Origin of the sequence: Pseudomonas sp. C 49-2 (genome assembly GCF_003970195.1) — a bacterium.
Classification (GTDB): domain Bacteria; phylum Pseudomonadota; class Gammaproteobacteria; order Pseudomonadales; family Pseudomonadaceae; genus Aquipseudomonas; species Aquipseudomonas canadensis.
In genome coordinates, this window is the sequence record NZ_RXYG01000013.1 from 122,249 (window position 1) to 136,250 (window position 14,002).

Below are 14,002 nucleotides of genomic sequence, written 5' to 3' on the forward strand. Positions count from 1 at the left end.
GTTGACTCCAGGTTCTCAGGGTTGGAGGCGGTGTGCCTCGTTGGAATCAATTAAAAGCCCCTGAGGTATCGCGCCTGTGTCGGAAAACCACGCGGATAAATCGATACGTATCCACAGCCCCTGCCGATACACAGCGATACAAAAAGCCCAAAGGACGACCTGGATCAATAAACCGCCCTCGCCGCTCGGCTACCTTCGCGACCTTTTGCGACCCGTGCCCATGCCTCCCATCCTCGCTCCCGAACTGCTCGCCCCCGCCGGCACCCTGAAAAACATGCGCTATGCCTTTGCCTACGGCGCCGATGCGGTCTACGCCGGCCAGCCGCGCTACAGCCTGCGGGTGCGCAACAACGAGTTCGACCACGCCAACCTGGCCCTCGGCATCCAGGAAGCGCACGCCCTGGGCAAGCGTTTCTACGTGGTGGTGAACATCGCGCCGCACAACGCCAAGTTGAAGACCTTCCTCAAGGACTTGGCGCCAGTGATCGCCATGGGGCCGGACGCGCTGATCATGTCCGACCCTGGGCTGATCATGCTGGTGCGCCGGCACTTTCCACAGATGCCGATCCACTTGTCGGTGCAAGCCAACACGGTGAACTGGGCCAGCGTGGAGTTCTGGCAGCAGCAAGGGATAGGTCGGGTCATCCTGTCGCGGGAATTGTCGCTGGAAGAGATCGATGAGATCCGCCAGCAGGTACCGGCCATGGAGCTGGAAGTGTTTGTGCACGGTGCCTTGTGCATGGCCTATTCCGGGCGCTGCCTGCTCTCGGGCTACATGAACAAGCGCGACGCCAACCAGGGCACGTGCACCAATGCTTGTCGCTGGAAATACCAGGCCACCCCTGCGGTGGAAAACGCCACGGGGGATATCGTCCAGCAATGCCAGCCCACACTGGGCATCGGCGCGCCCACCGATCAGGTGTTCCTGCTCCAGGAAGCCAACCGCCCCGATGAACAGATGCCCGCCTTCGAGGACGAACACGGCACCTACATCATGAACGCCAAGGACCTGCGCGCCGTGCAGCATGTGGAGCGCCTGACCCGGATGGGCGTGCACTCACTGAAGATCGAAGGCCGCACCAAGTCGCACTTCTACTGCGCGCGCACCACCCAGGTGTATCGCCAGGCCATCGATGATGCGGTGGCCGGTCGCGCCTTCGACCGCACCCTGATGACCGACCTCGAATCCCTGGCACAGCGCGGCTACACCGAAGGTTTCCTGCGTCGCCATGTGCACGATGAATACCAGAATTACCAGAACGGTAGCTCCGTGTCGGAACGCCAGCAGTTCGTCGGCGAGCTGACCGGCGAACGCCGGGGCGAGCTGGCCGAGGTCAAGGTGAAGAACCGCTTCGCTGTGGGCAATCACCTGGAATTGATGACCTCCGCCGGCAACTTCCACTTTGACCTGGAGAGGATGCACAACAGTCAGGGCGAGGCTGTCGAGGTCGCGCCGGGGGATGGGCACACGGTGTATGTGCCGGTCCCGGCGGAGATGGATGTGCGCTTCGGCTTGCTGATGCGTGATGTTTAAATGTTGCCCAACCTTTGTGGCGAGGGCGCTCGCTCCCGCTGGGGCGCGAAGCGGCCCTAAAAGCCGGCGCCATCTGCGCTGTCGAACGGGACGGTTCGACAAGCGCCCTCGCCACAGGCCTCAGATCCTGAACTGACCGACCAACTGCCCCAGGCGCTGACCCAGCTCCGCCAGGCTGCGGGACGTCTGGGCACCCAGTTGGGTCTCATCGGCGACGCTGTCCACCGCCACGGCAATCTGATGCACGCTGCGGTTGATCTCTTCGGCCACGGCGGTCTGCTCTTCGGCGGCGCTGGCAATCTGGGCGTTCATCGAATTGATGGTGCCGATCAACTGGGCCATGGTGTCCAAAGACGCCCCGGCCTCGTTAGCCTGTGCCGAGGTGCCGTCGCCGGCATCGCTGGAGCGGCGCATGGCCTCCACCGCGGCCTCGGTGCCTTTTTGCAGGCGGTCGATCATGCCCTGGATTTCCTGGGTGCTGGTCTGGGTGCGGCTGGCCAGGGCGCGTACTTCGTCGGCGACCACCGCAAAACCACGCCCGGCCTCCCCTGCCCGCGCCGCTTCGATGGCGGCGTTGAGCGCCAGCAGGTTGGTTTGTTCGGCGATGGAGCGGATCACGCTGAGCACGCTGACGATGGAGGACACGTCCTGCTGCAGGCTGTCGAGGGACACGCCGCTGGTGCGGATATCGCTCACCAACGCGTGGATCTGCGCAATGCTGCCGTCCACCACACGCTTGGCGGCCTGGCCTTCGGCATCGGTCTGCTGGGCCGCGACCGAGGCGCCCTGGGCACTGCGCGCCACTTCTTGCGCAGCCGAAGACATCTGGTTGATCGCAGTGGCGACCTGATCGGTCTCGTGGCGCTGGCGTTCCATGGCCTGTTCGGAGCGCTGGGCCTGATCGGAGACTTGGCTGACCAGGCCAGTGAGTTGGCTGGTCATCTCAGTGATCTGGCGCACCAGGCCGTGGATCTTGTCGACAAACCGGTTGAACGCGCCCGCCAGGTCGCCCAGTTCGTCCTGGCTGGTGATGGCCAGGCGGCGGGTCAAGTCGCCTTCGCCGGCCGCGATGTCGTCGAGGTTGGCTTTCATCAGGTTCAGCGGGCGCAGGATGGTATTGGCCAGCAGCATGCCCACGGCAGCGATCACCAACAACACCACCACAGCCACGCCGAAAATGCTCAGCAGCACGCCCTCCATGCGCTTGTGCACCTTGGCTTCGACCACCGCGACCTGGGCCTCAATGCCGTCCAGGTTCACTGACGTACCGATGACCATGTCCCATTTCGGCAGGTATTCGGTGTAGCCGAGCTTGGGCACCAGTTCGGTCTGGCCCGGCTGGGTCGAGCTGTATTGCAGGTAGTGGGTGCCGTCCTTGCCGACCTTGACCAGGTCACGGTTGACGTACACGCCATTGGGGTCGCGGTTGTCCTTGAAGCTCTTGCCCACGCCGTCGGGGCTGTTGCCCTTGAACAGGCGGATGGTCTCGGAGTCGTAGCCGAAGAAGTAACCGTCCTTGCCGTAGCTGGTGTTCGACAGGAGCTTGACCACTTGGGCACGGGCGGCGGTATCGCCGGGGGCCGCCGCGTCGTAGAGCGGTTTGATGGTGGTCATGGCCACTTCTACATAACTTTGCAGCGTGGCCTTGGCGTCGTTGAGCAGGCGCTGGCGGGTTTCATCCACCTCGTTGCGCGCCTGCCCCTGCAGGATCCACACGGTGGTCAGGCTGATGACCACGGCAAACAGCAACACCGGCACTACGGCGAGGGACAGGACTTTGGCCTTGAGGCTCAGACGCATGGCGTTTCTCTCTCTTATTAGTGGCAACTTGAGAGGTTATCGACCAGTTGCGAAATACCTGTAGAAGCCGGCTCCTACAGGTTGGGGGGTGTCAGAGGGTCATCGCGGCCAGCCAGCCGAACGCCAGCAACGGCAGGTTGTAGTGCAGGAACGTCGGCACCACCGTGTCCCAGATATGGTGATGCTGACCGTCGACATTCAGGCCGGAGGTCGGACCGAGGGTGGAATCCGAAGCAGGCGAACCGGCATCACCCAGTGCACCGGCCGTGCCGACGATGCACACGATGGCCACCGGGCTGAAGCCCAGTTGCACACACAGCGGCACAAAGATCGCGGCCAGGATCGGCACCGTGGAAAACGACGAGCCGATGCCCATGGTCACCAGCAGGCCCACCAGCAACATCAACAACGCGCCGACACCACGGTTGTGGCCGATGAACGCCGCCGAAGTTTCCACCAGCGAGCGCACGTCGCCCGTGGCCTTGAGCACTTCGGCGAAACCCGAGGAGGCGATCATGATGAAGCCGATCATCGCCATCATCTTCATGCCTTCGGTGAACAGGTCGTCGGTATCGCGCCAGCGCACGATGCCCGACACCGAGAAGATCAGGAAGCCGGCCAGGGCGCCGATGATCATCGAGTCCAGCCACAGTTGGATAATGAACGCCGAGGCAATCGCCAGGCCGGCCACCAGCAGGGTCAGCGGGTTGTATTGCACCGCCACCTGCTCGACCCTCTCGATTTTTTCCAGATCGTACACGCGCTTCTTGCGGTAGCTGATAAACACCGCCACCAGCAGGCCCACCACCATGCCCAGCGCCGGCAGGCTCATGGCGTGGGTGACGTTGACCTGGCTGATGTCCACGCCGCTCTTGGCCACGTTGGCCAGCAGGATCTGGTTGAGGAAGATATTGCCAAAGCCTACCGGTAGGAACATGTAAGGCGTGATCAGGCCGAAGGTCATCACGCAGGCGATCAGGCGGCGGTCCAGTTGCAGCTTGGTCAGCACGTACAACAAGGGCGGCACCAGCAACGGAATAAACGCGATATGAATCGGCAGGATGTTCTGCGACGCAATCGCCACCACCCACAACAGGCCGATCAGCAGCCATTTGACATGGCTACCGCCGTTGGCTTCCTGGCGGTCCACCAGCAGCAGCGCCTTGTCAGCCAAGGCGTGGGCCAGGCCGGATTTGGCAATCGCCACGGCGAAAGCGCCGAGCAAGGCGTAGGACAATGCCACGGTCGCACCACCACCCAAGCCGCCGTTGAAGGCCTTGAGCGTGGCGTCGATGCCCAGGCCACCGGTCAAGCCACCCACCAGGGCGCCGACAATGATGGCGATGACCACATGCACGCGGGACAAACTGAGCACCAGCATGGTGCCGACCGCGGCAATGACTGCGTTAATCATGGTTACCTCAAGCAGAAAAACTTAAAAAACAGGCATGCCCGCGCCCAGGCGGCCATAGGGTGGCAGCCAGCGTGCAGGCTTGAAGGAGGTCTTATTAGAGGGCGCGCACTTTGCCGGACGCAGGTTCACATGTCAAAAAACGGACCTTTGTGGTGAGCAGCCTTCTGTGGTGAGCGAGCTTGCTCGCGCTGGGCTGCGCAGGCGGGAGCGCTACGCACTCCAGCGCGAGCAAGCTCGCTCACCACAGAAACGCCCTCTCCACAAAAGCAGGTTTAAATTGACTGTTTGAATAAAGAAAACTCCAAAACCGCCGATATAGAGCCTCTATGTGTTTTCAGGTAAGGATGTACCGATGTCGCTTAGACAGCTCTCCATTCAATGGAAAATCACCCTGCTCGCCGGCCTCTGCCTGCTGGGAATCGTGACCCTGCTGGTGGGTCTGTCGTTGTATCGCATGGAGCAGAGTTCGCAGCAGGTCAAGGCATCCAGCATGCAGATGCTGGATGAGGCCGCCCAGGCGCGCATCGAGGCCCAAGGCGAAGTGCAGGCATTGGGCATTCGTCGCCAATTCATGGACGCCTATCAATACGGCCATGGCTTTTCCCGCCAGGTGCTGTTCTTGCGTGAGCAGGCCGAAAAGCGCTTTCTCGACGCTTTCGACACCCGCGAAGACCTGACCCGCCAGGTCAAGGCTGCGTTGCAGGCCAACCCGGATTTGCTCGGTCTGTCCCTGGTGTTCGAAGCCAACGCCCTGGACGGCAAGGATGAGCTGTTCGCCGGCCAGGCCGAGTTGGGCAGTAACGACAAAGGCCGCTTCGCCCTCTACTGGTCGCAGCCGACACCCGGCAAGCTGGAGTCGATGGCGCTGCCGGAAAGCGACATGTCCGACACCAGCGTCGGCCCCAGCGGTGAAAAGGCCAACGCCTGGTTCACCTGCCCACGCACCACGCTCAAGCCGTGCGTGATCGAACCGTATTTCTACAGAATCAACGGGCAAGACGTGCTGATGACCAGCATCGTCTTCCCGTTGATGGTCAACGGCAAAGTCATCGCCTCGCTGTCGGTGGACATCAACCTCAACAGCCTGCAGGCCGTGAGCCAACAGGCCAGCCACAAGCTGTACGACGGCCAGACCCAGGTCAGCATCCTCAGCCCCACCGGTTTGCTCGCCGGCTACAGCCCGGACGCGAGTAAACTCAGCCAACGCTTGGACCAAGTCGATACCGCCAACGGTGCGCAATTGATCGGCGCCCTGGCCAGCAGCACGCAAATCCGTAGCCTGCGGACTGACCACCAGTTGAAGGTACTGGCACCGTTCGCGCCAATCCCGGACGGCAAGTCCTGGGGCGTGTTGCTCGATGTGCCGGAGAAAGTCCTGGTCGGCCCTGCTGAAGCGCTGAAAGCACAGATGGACGCCGATAACACCCGTGGCACCTTGCTGGAACTGGGCCTGGGCCTGCTGGCTGCGGTGGTCGGCTTGATCCTGGTGTGGTTGATGGCACGCAGCGTGACCCGCCCGATCCTCGGCGTGGCCCGCATGCTGGAAGACATCGCCAGCGGTGAAGGCGACCTCACCCGCCGCCTGGCCTACGACAAACAGGACGAGCTGGGCCAGTTGGCCGGCTGGTTCAATCGCTTCCTCGACAAGCTGCAACCGATCATTGCCGAGGTAAAACGCTCGGTGCAGGACGCCCGTAGCACTGCGGATCAATCCGCTGCGATTGCCACTGAAACCAGCGCCGGCATGGAACAGCAATACCGCCAGGTCGACCAGGTGGCCACCGCGTCCCATGAGATGAGTGCCACGGCCCAGGACGTGGCGCGCAGCGCTGCCCAGGCGGCACAAGCCGCCCGCGACGCCGACCAGGCCACCCGTGATGGCTTGAAGGTGATCGACCACACCACGCGTAATATCGGGGAGTTGGCGGCGGACATGAGCACGGCCATGACCCAGGTCGAAGGCCTGGCCGCCAACAGCGAAAAAATCGGTTCGGTACTCGAAGTGATTCGCGGCATTGCCGAGCAGACCAACTTGCTAGCCCTTAACGCCGCCATCGAAGCCGCTCGCGCCGGTGAGGCCGGCCGTGGCTTTGCGGTGGTGGCCGACGAAGTGCGCAACCTGGCGCAACGCACCCAGGAATCGGTGGAAGAAACCCGCGTGGTCATCGAGCACCTGCAAAGCGGCACCGAAGAGGTGGTCGGCGCCATGGGCAACAGCTATCGCCAGGCCCAGGGCAGTGTCGAGCAGGTTGGGCAAGCCGTGACGGCCTTGCGCCAGATTGGCGACGCCGTGACGGTGATCAGCGACATGAACCTGCAGATCGCCAGCGCCGCCGAAGAACAAAGCGCCGTGGCCGAGGAGATCAACAGCAATGTGGCGACGATTCGCGATGTGACTGAGTCGCTCTCGGAACAGGCGAATGAATCGGCACGGGTGAGCCAGGCGCTGAACAGCCTGGCGAATCAGCAGCAGGGGTTGATGGATCAGTTCAGGGTGTGATCAGACCCTTGTCGGAGCGACAGGCTTATCCCTGACGCTTCGGCAATTCGATCAGCACTTTCAGCCCGCCCAACTCGCTTTCCTGCAACTGCAACACCCCGCCCCACACCTCGACGATGTCCCGCACGATCCCCAACCCCAGGCCATGGCCATCGATCTGTTCATCCAGGCGCGTGCCTCGGCTGAACACCTGGTCGCGTTGGGTTTCAGGAATGCCAGGACCATCATCCTCCACCGCCAACCGGTAGCTGTGCTCAGCCTCGGTGACGGTCAAGCGCACCTCGGCATCCGCCCATTTGCAGGCGTTATCCAAGAGATTGCCGAGCAGCTCCAACAGGTCTTCACGGTCCCAAGGCAGTTGCAGGCCTGACGCAGCGTGGTAGCTCAGGTCCAGATGTTCGCCGTGGATCATGTTGAGCGTGGCGAGCAGGCCGGGCAGTTCTTTTTCGCAATCAAACAGCGCGCCCGGCAGGGTTTCCCCAGCCAGGCGCGCACGGTTGAGCTCACGGTTGAGGCGTTGTTGCACCTGCTCCAACTGATCGCGCAACAGCTTGCTCAGTTCGGGACGATCCTTCAGCGCCTCGCTCGATGCGGCGCTCAACAGTACCGCCAGCGGAGTCTTGAGGGCATGGCCGAGGTTGCCCAAGGCATTGCGTGAACGCTTGAGGCTGTCTTCGGTGTGCGCCAGCAGGTGGTTGATCTGCGCCACCAGCGGCTCCAGTTCAAGCGGCACCTGGGTGTCGAGCTGTGAACGCTGGCCCTGTTGCAGTTGAGCGATCTGGTTGCGCGCGGTTTCCAGCGGACGCAAGGCCCGGCGCACGGTGACCCGTTGCAGGATCAGCACCAGCAGCAGAGCCGCCAGCCCGAGCACCAGGCCGATCTGACGCATGAGACGAAAGCTTTCCCGCACCGGGGTGTAGTCCTGGGCCACGCTGATGGAAATCGGTTGGCCAAAGCGTTTGTAGTCCGAACGCAGCACCAGCAGTTGCTGGCCTTCCGGCCCCAATTGCAGATTGCCCTTGATTCCGGCTTCGGGCAGGCGCGGCAGTTCCTGATCCCACAGCGAGCGCGAGCGCCAGTGGGTATCGGCAAAGTCGATGCGGAAGTAATGCCCGGAAAACGGACGCTGGTAGGCTGGCGACAGGCGTTGTTCATCCAGCTGAACGCCGTTCGGTCCACGCACCAGCGCCACCAACAGGTTTTCGGCGTCGTTGCGCAAACCGGCTTCCAGGTAACGCTGCAAACCGGCTTCAAACAACCACAAGCTGGTTTGTGCCAGCACCACGCCGACGATCACCATCACACTGATCAGCCCCAGGCTCAGGCGTCGCTGGATGGACTTCATGCAGGGCTGGCGCCAAACCGGTAACCCTGGCCGCGCCGGGTTTCGATCACGCTGCGGCCCAATTTGCGGCGCAGGTGGTTGACGTGGACTTCCAGCACATTGGAGTCGCGCTCGGTCTCACCGTCGTACAAATGTTCGGCCAAGTGGCTTTTGGACAGGATCTGTTCGGGATGCAGCATGAAGTAGCGCAACAGGCGAAACTCGGCGGCGGTCAGTTGGATTTCCGCGCCATCGCGCAGCACGCACTGACGGCCTTCGTCCAAGTGCAGGCCAGCCGCTTGCAAGGTGGGTTGGTTGGCTTGGCCATGGGAACGGCGCAACAGCGCCTGAATGCGCAGGTGCAGTTCCTCGGGGTGAAAGGGTTTGCTCAGGTAATCATCGGCGCCCGCCTTGAGCCCTTCGATGCGCTCAGCCCAGGAGTCGCGGGCGGTAAGCACCAGGACCGGCGTGGTCAGCGCAGCAGCGCGCCATTGCGCCAGCACCTCAAGGCCGGGCAGGCCCGGCAGGCCGAGGTCAAGAATGATCAGGTCGTAGGGCTCGCTTCGGCCCTGGTACACCGCGTCACGCCCGTCCGCCAGCCAGTCGACGGCATAACCCTGGCGCTGCAGGCCGGCCAGCAGTTCATCGACCAGAGGCACGTTGTCTTCTACCAACAGCAGGCGCATCAGTCTTCCTCGTCTTTGATCAGCACACCGGTGCTGGCGTCCAGCTTGATCTCGCGCACTACGCCTTCGGTGGTCACCAGCTCCACTTCATAGGCATATTGGCCGTGTTTCTTTTCCAGCTCAGCCTCCAGCAGGCGTGAGCCGGGGTAGCGCGCCATGGCCTGCTGCAACAGTTGCTCCAGCGGCAGGATCACCCCCTGCTGACGCAGCGCCAAGGCCTCATCCTGATTGAGGTCGCGGGCCGCCAGGCTGGAGCAGAATGCCATGAGCACCAGCGCGACACGACTGCTGGCGCATAGATTTACCTTCATTACGTATCCTGATGATTCTTGAGAACCCGCCCGGTGAGCGCGTCCAATTCAACGTCCCATTCGATGCCCTGGGCATCTTCCAATTCGACCTCGTAGACGTACTTGCCGTAGGCCTCGTCCAGGTCGGTGTCCAGCAGTGTCGAACCGGGGTGCAAGGCCAGGGCCGTGGCTTCCAGTTGATCGAAGGCGACAATAGTAACAGCGGCCGGCACTTTCAGTGGCTTGTCGGGGTCCACGGCTTGGGCCTGGGTCGCCGTGAGGGCGATGATACCGGCAGCAAACAGCGCGGTGAGGCGCTTCATGATAAGTCTCCGTTACAGGATGTTTTCCTACGCCGGTCACCGTACGCGCTGCAACTTAACTGAAACTGAATTGCCACCATGGCAATTCCCTGCAAGGCCTTTTCACACATTCCGCGAGATTTTCTATAATGCCCCGCTCGCTCGAACAGAGACCGGTATGACAGCCATCCACATCAAGTTTCCCGCGCTGACGCTCAAGGCCGGCAAACGCGCCTTTGCCCGCATTCGCGAGCAAGGCCTCACGCCGGCCGACGTCGGCATCCTACCCGGCGCAGCCGGCGGCCCCAAGGCATTGGGTATCCAGGGATTGGACCTGGCGCTGTTCGGCGACTGGTTACCCCGCGCGCCACGGGAGCGGGCGTTGGTCGGTGCGTCCATCGGCTCCTGGCGGTTTGCCAGCGCGTGCCTGCCCGACCCGGTGCAAGGCCTGCTGGACCTCGGTCGCCTGTACAATGAGCAAAGCTTTGCCAAAGGCGTGTCCATGGCCGAGGTCAGCCAGAGCTGCCAGCGCATGCTCGACGACTTGCTGGCCGGCCGCGATGCGCGGGTGCTGGACAACCCGAACTATCGCCTCAACATCATGGTGGTCAAGAGCCATGGTCTGCTCGCCGATGACCACCGTGGGCGCCTGGGGCTGGGCCTGTCGTCGGTGATCGCCGATAACCTGCGCGGCCGCGCGCGACTGTCTCGACACTTTGAACGGCTGATCATCCACGACCCCCGCCAGGCGCCACCGGTACATCCACTGAAGGACTTCCCGTCGCGCTTCCTGGCCCTGGAATTGGGCAACCTGCGCCAGGCCCTGCTGGCCTCGGGCTCGATCCCTATGGTGATGCAAGGCGTGCGCGACCTGCCGGGTGCAGGCGCCGGCACCTACCGCGACGGCGGCCTGCTGGACTATCACCTTGATCTGCCCTACCACGGCGACGATATCGTGCTGTACCCGCACTTCACCGATCGGGTCATCCCCGGCTGGTTCGACAAGGGCCTGCCGTGGCGACGCAGCAACCCGCAGGGTTTGCAGGATGTGTTACTGCTGGCGCCGTCCAAGGATTACCTCGCCCGCCTGCCCCACGGCAAACTGCCGGATCGCAGCGACTTCAAGCGTTTCATGGGCGATGACCCAAGCCGCAACAAGTACTGGCAGACTGCGATGAGCGAGAGCCAGCGGCTGGGCGATGAGTTTCTGCAACTGGCGGATAACGGCCAATTGGGCGAGAGACTACTGGCCCTCTAGGCGCTGGCTTACCGCTAACCACGATGCGAAGCGAGCCGCTCTTGATCTTGACTTGCTTTTGATCTCAGGCGCCCCGTAAAACACGCTGGCCGGAATCTGACAGGGATTTGGGGGTAAACCGGCAGGGATGCCGGTTTAGCCGCCCCGCGCCATGGATGGCGCGTGGCGGCGGCCCCCCAAATCCCTGTCGGATTACGGGTACACCGAGCCTGGGCGAGGTGCCGAGTGTTGGGGCAAGAGCGTTTTGCTTACTTTTGACTGGGCCGGCATTCCGGCTGTTCAAAAGTGAGCCGCCGTAAGGGCGGAACCATTAGCAGCCGTTACCCAAATAACGGATATGTACCCGGTCTGATCCAACATCCAGGTTGGCTGTCAGGCCGCCATCGCTGGCAAGCCAGCTCCCACATTTGGATTGCTGGGCAACAGTTAGAGAGTGGTCGGCTGTCAGGCTGCCATCGCTGGCAAGCCAGCTCCTACAGTTGGATCGCGGGGTGATAGTTAGATTGTGGTCGGCTGTCAGACCGCCAGCGGCAGCAAGCCCCCTCGCCACCTGCCATCAACATTTCGCCCGCAAGCCGCCCCCTACAGAGGGACGGTATGCGCAGCAACGAATCAAACTGTTAAACTCGCCGCCTGCCAGACATCGACCGAGCTGAAAACACTGTGGAAATCTTCAAGGAATTTACATTCGAATCCGCCCACCGCCTGCCCCACGTACCGGAAGGCCACAAATGCGGGCGCCTGCATGGGCATTCGTTCAAGGTGGCGATCCACCTGAGCGGCGACCTGGATCCCCATACCGGCTGGATTCGCGACTTCTCGGAGATCAAGGCGATTTTCAAGCCGCTCTATGAACGCCTCGACCACAACTACCTCAATGACATCCCAGGCCTGGAAAACCCCACCAGCGAAGTGCTGGCCAAGTGGATCTGGAATGAATTGAAACCCCTGCTGCCTGAGCTCAGTGCAATTCGTATCCACGAGACCTGCACCAGCGGTTGCATCTATCGCGGCGAGTAAACCTGCGATGTGAAGAAACCACCCTGCGCGGTGGTTTTTTTGTGCCTGACACGCCTCCATGTAAAGCACCCTTGACACAGCAATAGCCTGTGCCTAATGTAAAGCACCCTTTACTCATGGAGATGATTATGTCGGTCAAGCGCTTCCTGGTGGAATTCACGGTGGCCCTGCTGGCGTATCTGGTGTGCGTCGTGGTTTCCAGCGCCTATATGTCGTCCATGCCCGAAGGCGCGGGCAAAATTGCCCTGGCGTTGCTGCCGGTCATTCCGATGATCGCGATGGCGATTGCGATCATCCGTCGGTTGAACGCCATGGATGAAATGGGCCGCAAGATCCAATTGGAGGCGCTGGCGGTGGCTTTTGTGTGCACGGCGTTGACGACCTTCAGCTACGGCTTCCTGGAAACCGCTGGCTTCCCACGGCTGTCGGCCTTTATGGTGTGGCCGATCATGGGCGGCGTCTGGTGCGTCGCCACGATCATCGGCACAAGGCGCTATCAATGAACAACCTGATGCGCCAGTTGCGCTCGGAACTGGGTTGGTCCCAGGCTGACCTCGCCGAGCGCCTGGGGGTGTCGCGCCAAACCGTCAACGCCATCGAAACCGGCCGCTACGATCCGAGCTTGCCCTTGGCGTTCAAGATCGCCAAGGTGTTCGAGCGGCCTATCGAAGGCATCTTCGAAGCGCCGGCAGACTGATCGACTGTCCAGAGGAGCCCGCTGCCATGATGCGTCCCGCCACTGCTGCTGATGTTGCTGCCATCGAGGCCATTGTCCAGGCGGCCTACTCGCCTTATATCGAGCGGATCGGCCGCGAGCCCGGGCCGATGCTGGAGGATTACCGCCAGTTGGTGCAGAACGGAGGCGTACATGTGCTGGAAAATGCCGGGAGCGTTCAGGGCTTTATTATCCTGCTGGATGATGGCGATACGCTTTTGCTGGATAACCTGGCCGTCGCCCCGGACGCCCAGGGGTTGGGCTACGGGCGATTGCTGATGGATTTTGCCGAATGCCAGGCGCTCACTGTCGGGCGCGCGACCATCCGTCTATACACCAACGAAGCCATGAACGAGAACATCACGCTGTACACCCGTCGGGGCTATGTCGAGACCCACCGGGCCGAAGAACATGGCCTGCGGCGTGTGTACATGACCAAGCAACTCCGGGAGTAAACCATGGAAAACACTTGGCTGGCCCAGGCCAAACGTTTGCAGGCGTTGGCGTCCACCGGGCTGCACTTTTGCACCGATGATTTCGAGCGCGAGCGCCTGGAAGAAATCGCCGAGATTGCTCACAACATGCTCGCGCAATTGGGCAATGTGCCCTTGGAGCGCATCACCGGGTTGGTCACGGATTTTGCCAAACGCTACTCGACGCCGATGACCGACGTGCGCGGGGCGGTCATCCAAGGCGAGCGAATTCTGCTGGTTCGTGAATTGACCGACGGCTGCTGGGCGTTACCGGGGGGCTATGCGGACATCGGCTTGTCGGCGGCGGAAAACATCGTCAAGGAGATTCGCGAGGAAGCCGGGCTGACGGTAACGGCGCGGGCCCTGTACAGCGTGACGCACAAGGCCAAGGGTTTGTATCGACCGGATGTGCGCGACTTCTACAAACTGTACTTCCTGTGTGAACCGGTGGATCAGTCGGCACCGATGGCGGGGTTCGAGACCACCGAAGTGGGCTTTTTCCGTCTGGACGAGCTGCCACCGCTGTCACGGGGGCGAACTATTGAAAGTGATCTGGAGGCCGCATTCGCCTTCCACCGTGGCGAGACCACCCAGACGCTGTTCGACTGATCCAATTTGTATCACTGCTGCACCGCTTTCGTGCCCAATTGGGCACGGCGAACATTTCTGCCTGCGTTGTCGCCCTG

At 62.0% G+C, this 14,002-nt stretch carries 13 protein-coding genes and 3 pseudogenes; 9 read left to right on the forward strand and 7 right to left on the reverse strand.

Annotation, left to right across the window (positions count from 1 at the left end):
• Positions 1-220 precede the first annotated feature (220 nt).
• Positions 221-1,534: a tRNA 5-hydroxyuridine modification protein YegQ gene (gene yegQ / locus EJ576_RS23625; RefSeq protein WP_126571260.1), complete on the forward strand. Its 1,314-nt coding sequence runs from the start codon at positions 221-223 to the stop codon at positions 1,532-1,534.
• A 120-nt stretch (positions 1,535-1,654) separates the two neighbouring features.
• Here yegQ and EJ576_RS30315 read toward each other — a convergent pair whose 3' ends face one another.
• The 3 genes and pseudogenes from EJ576_RS30315 to EJ576_RS23635 all read right to left on the reverse strand — a co-directional run bounded on the left by EJ576_RS30315 (position 1,655) and on the right by EJ576_RS23635 (position 4,745).
• Positions 1,655-2,476 (reverse strand): methyl-accepting chemotaxis protein, encoded by an 822-nt coding sequence (locus EJ576_RS30315; RefSeq protein ID WP_371923955.1) that lies wholly within the window; start codon positions 2,474-2,476, stop codon positions 1,655-1,657.
• Positions 2,477-2,512: 36 nt separating this feature from the next.
• Positions 2,513-3,334 (reverse strand): annotated as a pseudogene (locus tag EJ576_RS30320) (cache domain-containing protein); the annotation flags it as partial.
• Positions 3,335-3,425: 91 nt separating this feature from the next.
• Complete coding sequence (locus EJ576_RS23635) at positions 3,426-4,745, reverse strand: Na+/H+ antiporter family protein (protein WP_164393630.1); 1,320 nt, start codon at positions 4,743-4,745, stop codon at positions 3,426-3,428.
• Between the two features lie 574 nt (positions 4,746-5,319).
• Here EJ576_RS23635 and EJ576_RS30325 point away from each other — a divergent pair.
• Positions 5,320-6,390, forward strand: a pseudogene (locus EJ576_RS30325) (HAMP domain-containing protein); the annotation flags it as partial.
• A gap of 270 nt (positions 6,391-6,660) precedes the next feature.
• Positions 6,661-7,248 (forward strand): annotated as a pseudogene (locus EJ576_RS30330) (methyl-accepting chemotaxis protein); the annotation flags it as partial.
• 25 nt (positions 7,249-7,273) lie between these two features.
• On the opposite strand, the gene EJ576_RS23645 reads toward EJ576_RS30330, so the two are convergent.
• Genes EJ576_RS23645 through EJ576_RS23660 form a run of 4 tightly spaced genes read right to left on the reverse strand, consistent with a single transcriptional unit; the run spans position 7,274 to position 9,871 of the window.
• A complete protein-coding gene (locus tag EJ576_RS23645; protein WP_122724178.1) occupies positions 7,274-8,593 on the reverse strand; it encodes a sensor histidine kinase in 1,320 nt (439 codons plus the stop codon).
• Positions 8,590-9,258 carry a response regulator transcription factor gene (locus EJ576_RS23650; RefSeq protein ID WP_028619570.1) on the reverse strand — a complete coding sequence of 223 codons (669 nt, stop codon included), beginning with the start codon at positions 9,256-9,258 and terminating at the stop codon, positions 8,590-8,592. Before EJ576_RS23650 ends, EJ576_RS23645 begins: the two co-directional genes overlap by 4 nt.
• A complete protein-coding gene (locus tag EJ576_RS23655) occupies positions 9,258-9,569 on the reverse strand; it encodes a PepSY domain-containing protein (RefSeq protein WP_028619569.1) in 312 nt (103 codons plus the stop codon). Before EJ576_RS23655 ends, EJ576_RS23650 begins: the two co-directional genes overlap by 1 nt.
• Positions 9,569-9,871, reverse strand: a complete 303-nt coding sequence (locus EJ576_RS23660; protein WP_122724176.1) for a PepSY domain-containing protein — start codon at positions 9,869-9,871, stop codon at positions 9,569-9,571. Before EJ576_RS23660 ends, EJ576_RS23655 begins: the two co-directional genes overlap by 1 nt.
• Before the next feature lie 157 nt (positions 9,872-10,028).
• Between EJ576_RS23660 and EJ576_RS23665 the strand changes: the two genes are divergently transcribed.
• The 6 genes from EJ576_RS23665 to EJ576_RS23690 all read left to right on the forward strand — a co-directional run bounded on the left by EJ576_RS23665 (position 10,029) and on the right by EJ576_RS23690 (position 13,925).
• Positions 10,029-11,108: a patatin-like phospholipase family protein gene (locus EJ576_RS23665; RefSeq protein ID WP_122724173.1), complete on the forward strand. Its 1,080-nt coding sequence runs from the start codon at positions 10,029-10,031 to the stop codon at positions 11,106-11,108.
• A gap of 663 nt (positions 11,109-11,771) precedes the next feature.
• Positions 11,772-12,128, forward strand: coding sequence for a 6-carboxytetrahydropterin synthase QueD (gene queD, locus EJ576_RS23670; protein WP_003190259.1), 357 nt, complete (start codon positions 11,772-11,774; stop codon positions 12,126-12,128).
• 128 nt (positions 12,129-12,256) lie between these two features.
• Positions 12,257-12,631, forward strand: coding sequence for a hypothetical protein (locus EJ576_RS23675; protein WP_126571263.1), 375 nt, complete (start codon positions 12,257-12,259; stop codon positions 12,629-12,631).
• On the forward strand, positions 12,628-12,825 hold the full coding sequence (locus tag EJ576_RS23680) for a helix-turn-helix transcriptional regulator (protein ID WP_016980040.1): 198 nt from the start codon (positions 12,628-12,630) through the stop codon (positions 12,823-12,825). The genes EJ576_RS23675 and EJ576_RS23680 overlap by 4 nt, the downstream gene beginning before the upstream one ends.
• A gap of 26 nt (positions 12,826-12,851) precedes the next feature.
• Positions 12,852-13,298, forward strand: coding sequence for a GNAT family N-acetyltransferase (locus tag EJ576_RS23685; protein WP_126571264.1), 447 nt, complete (start codon positions 12,852-12,854; stop codon positions 13,296-13,298).
• Positions 13,299-13,301: 3 nt separating this feature from the next.
• Positions 13,302-13,925, forward strand: coding sequence for an NUDIX hydrolase (locus EJ576_RS23690; RefSeq protein ID WP_126571265.1), 624 nt, complete (start codon positions 13,302-13,304; stop codon positions 13,923-13,925).
• Positions 13,926-14,002 lie beyond the last annotated feature (77 nt).

Bases quoted from the DNA above. Each gene is read 5' to 3' on its own strand.
- EJ576_RS23685 (WP_126571264.1), top strand. From the start codon at position 12,852: ATGATGCGTCCCGCCACTGCTGCTGATGTTGCTGCCATCGAGGCCATT.
- EJ576_RS23645 (WP_122724178.1), bottom strand. From the start codon at position 8,593: ATGAAGTCCATCCAGCGACGCCTGAGCCTGGGGCTGATCAGTGTGATG.
- EJ576_RS23655 (WP_028619569.1), bottom strand. From the start codon at position 9,569: ATGAAGGTAAATCTATGCGCCAGCAGTCGTGTCGCGCTGGTGCTCATG.
- EJ576_RS23675 (WP_126571263.1), top strand. From the start codon at position 12,257: ATGTCGGTCAAGCGCTTCCTGGTGGAATTCACGGTGGCCCTGCTGGCG.
- EJ576_RS23650 (WP_028619570.1), bottom strand. From the start codon at position 9,258: ATGCGCCTGCTGTTGGTAGAAGACAACGTGCCTCTGGTCGATGAACTG.
- EJ576_RS23690 (WP_126571265.1), top strand. From the start codon at position 13,302: ATGGAAAACACTTGGCTGGCCCAGGCCAAACGTTTGCAGGCGTTGGCG.
- EJ576_RS23660 (WP_122724176.1), bottom strand. From the start codon at position 9,871: ATGAAGCGCCTCACCGCGCTGTTTGCTGCCGGTATCATCGCCCTCACG.
- EJ576_RS23680 (WP_016980040.1), top strand. From the start codon at position 12,628: ATGAACAACCTGATGCGCCAGTTGCGCTCGGAACTGGGTTGGTCCCAG.
- yegQ (WP_126571260.1), top strand. From the start codon at position 221: ATGCCTCCCATCCTCGCTCCCGAACTGCTCGCCCCCGCCGGCACCCTG.
- EJ576_RS30315 (WP_371923955.1), bottom strand. From the start codon at position 2,476: ATGACCAGCCAACTCACTGGCCTGGTCAGCCAAGTCTCCGATCAGGCC.
- EJ576_RS23665 (WP_122724173.1), top strand. From the start codon at position 10,029: ATGACAGCCATCCACATCAAGTTTCCCGCGCTGACGCTCAAGGCCGGC.